General features: G+C 68.8%; 7 protein-coding genes. 3 read left to right on the top strand and 4 right to left on the bottom strand.

The window, feature by feature from the left end; translation table 11 throughout:
- Window positions 1–154 precede the first annotated feature (154 nt).
- Together AC27VN_RS34125 and AC27VN_RS34120 are read right to left on the bottom strand one after the other, a co-directional pair.
- Complete coding sequence (locus AC27VN_RS34125; protein WP_057595049.1) at window positions 155–793, bottom strand: 3-oxoacid CoA-transferase subunit B; 639 nt, start codon at window positions 791–793, stop codon at window positions 155–157.
- Between the two features lies 1 nt (window position 794).
- Window positions 795–1595, bottom strand: a complete 801-nt coding sequence (locus AC27VN_RS34120; RefSeq protein WP_490879446.1) for a CoA transferase subunit A — start codon at window positions 1593–1595, stop codon at window positions 795–797.
- Window positions 1596–1690: 95 nt separating this feature from the next.
- Here AC27VN_RS34120 and AC27VN_RS34115 point away from each other — a divergent pair, with 95 nt between their 5' ends.
- From AC27VN_RS34115 to AC27VN_RS34105, 3 genes are all read left to right on the top strand, one after another.
- Window positions 1691–2293: a LuxR C-terminal-related transcriptional regulator gene (locus tag AC27VN_RS34115; RefSeq protein WP_203201593.1), complete on the top strand. Its 603-nt coding sequence runs from the start codon at window positions 1691–1693 to the stop codon at window positions 2291–2293.
- 164 nt (window positions 2294–2457) lie between these two features.
- Window positions 2458–2598, top strand: a complete 141-nt coding sequence (locus AC27VN_RS34110; RefSeq protein WP_172705439.1) for a hypothetical protein — start codon at window positions 2458–2460, stop codon at window positions 2596–2598.
- Between the two features lie 124 nt (window positions 2599–2722).
- Window positions 2723–3190, top strand: coding sequence for an ASCH domain-containing protein (locus tag AC27VN_RS34105; protein ID WP_490879445.1), 468 nt, complete (start codon window positions 2723–2725; stop codon window positions 3188–3190).
- A gap of 14 nt (window positions 3191–3204) precedes the next feature.
- Here AC27VN_RS34105 and AC27VN_RS34100 read toward each other — a convergent pair whose 3' ends face one another.
- Together AC27VN_RS34100 and AC27VN_RS34095 are read right to left on the bottom strand one after the other, a co-directional pair.
- Window positions 3205–3984 carry a hypothetical protein gene (locus AC27VN_RS34100; RefSeq protein WP_490879444.1) on the bottom strand — a complete coding sequence of 260 codons (780 nt, stop codon included), beginning with the start codon at window positions 3982–3984 and terminating at the stop codon, window positions 3205–3207.
- Window positions 3981–4381, bottom strand: a 401-nt coding sequence (locus AC27VN_RS34095) for a phospholipase D-like domain-containing protein (RefSeq protein WP_490879443.1), incomplete at its 5' end; no start/stop codon positions are given. The genes AC27VN_RS34100 and AC27VN_RS34095, both read right to left, overlap by 4 nt.

The following is a 4381-nucleotide window of genomic DNA, read 5'->3' as shown; positions in this document are numbered from 1 at the left end:
AGCCGCGCCAGCGGCAGTGCGTCGGCCGGCAGGCCGGCCTGGCGCCAGAGGTCGTGGAGGATGTCGCTCGCGCTCATCTTTCGTTCTCTCCAAGGAAGAAAGGCAGGGCCCGCTCGCGCGGCCCTGCCCTTCGTTCGTCGTTGCGGCCTTCGCCTTACTGGATCAGCTTGGCGCCGGTCTTGGCCTGCAGCGCATCGAAGCTCACGCCGGGCGCGAGTTCGATCACCTTGAGGCCCTCGGGCACCACGTCCATCACGGCGAGGTCGGTGATGATGCGGTCGACGACGCCCACGCCGGTCAGCGGCAGGGTGCACTTCTCGAGGATCTTGAAGTCCTCGGTGCCGTCCTTCTTCTTGGCCACGTGTTCCATCAGCACGATCACGCGCTTGACGCCGGCCACCAGGTCCATCGCGCCGCCCATGCCCTTGACCATCTTGCCGGGGATCATCCAGTTGGCGAGGTCGCCCTGGGTGCTCACCTGCATCGCGCCGAGGATCGAGAGGTTGATCTTGCCGCCGCGGATCATCGCGAAGCTGTCGTGGCTGCCGAAGATGGCCGAGCCCGGCAGCGTGGTGACGGTCTGCTTGCCGGCGTTGATCAGGTCGGCGTCGACCTGGTCCTCGGTCGGGAACGGGCCGATGCCCAGCATGCCGTTCTCGCTCTGCAGCCAGACTTCCTTGGTGCCCGTGTGGTTGGCCACCAGCGTCGGGATGCCGATGCCGAGGTTGACGTAGAAGCCGTCTTCCAGCTCTTGCGCGGCGCGCGCCGCCATCTGGTCTTGGGTCCAGGGCATCTCAGGCTCCTTCTCTCTTGTTGACGACCTTGGCCGGCACTTCGCTGCCGGCGGCGGCCTGGGCGATCGCCGTCTGGGCCTCGACCTTGGCGGCCGCGGCATCGACGCCGGCGCTCACGGTGCGCTTCTCGATGCGCTTCTCGGGCGTGGCATTGAGCACCAGGCGGTGCACGTAGATGCCCGGCAGGTGGATGTCGTCGGGGGCCAGCTCGCCCACCTCGACGATCTTCTCGACCTCGACGATGCAGATCTTGCCGGCCATCGCGGCCGCGGGATTGAAGTTGCGCGCCGTCAGGCGGAAGCGCAGGTTGCCCGACTTGTCGGCCACGTCGGCCTTGACCAGCGCCACGTCGGGCACCAGCGAATGCTCCATCACGTAGGTCTCGCCGTCGAACTCGCGCAGTTCCTTGCCTTCGGCGACCTGCGTGCCCACGCCGGTCTTGGTGAAGAAGGCCGGGATGCCGGCGCCGCCGGCGCGCAGCTTCTCGGCCAGCGTGCCCTGCGGCGTGAATTCCAGCGCGAGCTCGCCCGCCAGGTACTGGCGTTCGAATTCCTTGTTCTCGCCCACGTAGGAGGCGATCATCTTCTTGATCTGGCGCGTCTCGAGCAGCTTGCCGAGGCCGAAGCCGTCGACGCCCGCGTTGTTCGAGATCACGGTGAGGTTCTGCGCGCCGGAATCCTTGAGCGCGTCGATGAGCGCCTCGGGAATGCCGCACAGGCCGAAGCCGCCGACCGCGAGCATCTGCCCGTCGGCCACGACCCCCTTGAGCGCCGCCTCGGCGGAGGGATAGATCTTGTTCACTCGTGCTCCTTGATTGGCTGTGTCGAGAGTGGGTGGGAAAGCCCTGAACGATACTACGTACCCGCATACGTAGTATTTCGTAATGGTGACCCCCGATGCAGGAGACGACCGATCGCAAGGCTGAGGCGGCAACGCCCGACATCGACTACCGGCTGGCCTTCGAGCATGCCCCGGTCGGGATGGTGGTTTCGCGCCACCGCGCCATCGTGGCCTGCAACCAGCGCGTGTGCGAGATCTTCGGCGCAACGCCCTCCGCGCTGGTGGGGCATTCGTTCAGCATCCTCTACCCCAGCCTCGCCGAGTTCGAGCGCATCGGCAAGCGCATGGAACCGATCATGAATGCCAGCGGGCACTATGCCGACAACCGCATGATGCGCCGCCTCGGCAACCTGCACGGAGCGATCGCGGGCGAGACCTTCTGGTGCCACGTCACCGGCCATGCGATGAACCGGGCCATCCCGCACGAGTCGGGCATCTGGACCTTCGAGGACCTGGGCTCGCGCCGCGCGACCAAGGCCCAGCTCACGCCGCGCGAGCGCGAGGTGGCGGCCCAGGTGATGCGCGGCCTGACCTCGAAGGAGATCGGCAAGGCGCTGGGCATCAGCCACCGCACGGTGGAACTGCACCGCGCGCGGCTGATGCGCAAGTACGCGGCCGCCACGACGGCGGAGCTGGTGCAGAAGCTGATCGCGGGCTGACCGACCCGTCGAGCGGATCGCGCCGCGGGCCCCCGGGTTCCCTTCGATCGTTGCCGAAACGGAAACGCCGTGTCGATGAAAGGCACGAACCATGGCGCTTTCGCAGGACTATCGTTGCAGTCATGCGGACACGGTGTCCGCGTCACTGTTCAAGGAGTCGTCTCATGACCACAGCTCTTCATTCCGAAAAGGCCCTTCTGCAATCGCGCCTGGCCGCGCATGCCCATGTGCTCGCCGTGCACAAGGCACCGGTCGCGCTGACGCTGGCCGCCGTCATCCTGTCGGTGCTCGGCGTGCGCGCCTGACCCTGGCGCCACGCCAGGGCTGAACGAGAGGCGCCGCGCCCCACGCATCGCAGGATGCGCCCACGGCGCCCCTCATTCAGCGCTCATTCTTCGCTATGCTCTGCCCCCTTTGGCAGGCACGCGCATGGCGATCCCCGACGAGATCCTTCCCTTCTGGCAACGCTTCGAGGCCGCCCTCGGCAGCGAGGCCGCTTCGCGCTTCTGCGAAGCCTTCCACTTCGACGACAACGAGGCCGGCGCCACCGAGCTCGCGCGGCTCGTGCTCGAGGGCCGCAAGCGCGGCACGGCCAGCCTCGAATGGTCCTTCGCCGCCACGGGCCGCCCGCGGCCGCGCCCCGGCGACCTCAGCGTGGTGACCGACTGGCACGGCCGGCCGCTGTGCGTGATCGAGACGCGCGCGGTGGTGGTGATGCCCTTCGAGGAGGTCGGCGCGGACTTCGCGGCGGTCGAGGCCGAGGGCGACGGTTCGCTGCGCTACTGGCGCGAGGGCCACTGGCAGTACTTCAGCGGCGAGTGCGAGCGCATCGGCCGCACGCCCGACCTGCGCATGCCGGTGCTGTGCGAGACCTTCGAGATGGTCTGGCGCGACTGAGCGCCCCGACGGCCCTACTTCTTCTTCGGCGCGATCGAGGCCTTCGCCTTGCCGTCCGCCCCGGCTGCTTCAGGCGCCTTGACCCAGCCGCGCAGCATCAGCCCCATCAGCAGGCCGGCCAGGAAGATCGCCCAGTAGACCCAGGCCGGCAGGTTCTCGGCGCCGCTGTGCAGGTTCATGCCGAAGACCGCGCCGATCGCCATCAGCGGGAAGGTCAGCGCGGCGATGGTGTTGAGCTTGTGCTGCGCGCGCGTGGCCTCCAGGGCCGCGCGCGCCTGCGCCTCGGCCGCATGGGCGAGGCGGAAGTCGAGCGACATGCGGGTGTCGGCCAGCAGCAGCTCGAGCCCGCGCGCGATCTCGACCGCGCGGTCGCGCAGGTCGACCAGCAGCGGGTCGTCCTTCACCGCCTCGCGCGCCGCCTGCAAGGTGGCCTGCAGGTTGGCGGCCGCGCGCGACAGCGGGATCAGCGGCCCGAGGATCTGGAACAGGGCCTCGGCATCGGCGGCCGCCTCGTGGCGCTGCTCGAAGGTGGCGAGCGCGGCGCGGTAGCTCTCGAGCAGCTTCGCGAAGGCGCGCTCGCCCGGCGTGCTGCCCTTGTGGAACCAGCCGCCGTCGGGCTTGCGCAGGAACACCGAATGGCGGCGTTCGCTGCCGCTGCCCGCGGGCGGCTCGTGCAGGATCACGAGCAGGTGGCCGTCCTCGTGCACGATGCGCTGCGCGCCGTAGCTGTCGCGGCCCAGCCGCTGCTGCATGGCGGGCGGCAACTCCCAGTCGTAGTCGATGCGTCGGCTCATCGGTCTTCCTGCAGTTCGCGCCACAGCGTGTCGAATTCGTCGGCGAAGCGGCGCAGCAAGGTGGCGTCGTTGCTCAACACCAGGTTCTCCTCGTTGAACTCGCTGGCGCTGCGGGTCCAGTTGTAGCTGCCGTTGAGCAGCCAGGCGCCGTCGAAGATCGCGAACTTGTGGTGCATGTGGGCATCGGTGCGGTCGACCGCCACCGGAATGCCCGCGTTGCGCAGCCGGCCCACGTCGCTGCCGAGGTCGTATTCCTTGTCGTTGTCGGTCACCAGCCGCACGCGCAGGCCGCGCCGGTGCGCCGCGAGCACCTCGTCGCTGATGCGGTCGTCCGACAGCGTGAAGACGCAGAGGTCGGCGCTGCGGCGCGCGCCGCGCAGCTGCTGGACGATGGCCT

The sequence above is a fragment of the Variovorax sp. 20P10.2.4 genome (genome assembly GCF_058244205.1).
The sequence above is the reverse complement of the archived record's forward strand: the minus strand, read 5'-3'. Positions and strand labels throughout refer to the sequence as shown.

Coding starts and splice junctions, on each gene's coding strand:
- AC27VN_RS34125 (WP_057595049.1), bottom strand. CDS start 793: ATGCCCTGGACCCAAGACCAGATGGCGGCGCGCGCCGCGCAAGAGCTG.
- AC27VN_RS34110 (WP_172705439.1), top strand. CDS start 2,458: ATGACCACAGCTCTTCATTCCGAAAAGGCCCTTCTGCAATCGCGCCTG.
- AC27VN_RS34100 (WP_490879444.1), bottom strand. CDS start 3,984: ATGAGCCGACGCATCGACTACGACTGGGAGTTGCCGCCCGCCATGCAG.
- AC27VN_RS34115 (WP_203201593.1), top strand. CDS start 1,691: ATGCAGGAGACGACCGATCGCAAGGCTGAGGCGGCAACGCCCGACATC.
- AC27VN_RS34105 (WP_490879445.1), top strand. CDS start 2,723: ATGGCGATCCCCGACGAGATCCTTCCCTTCTGGCAACGCTTCGAGGCC.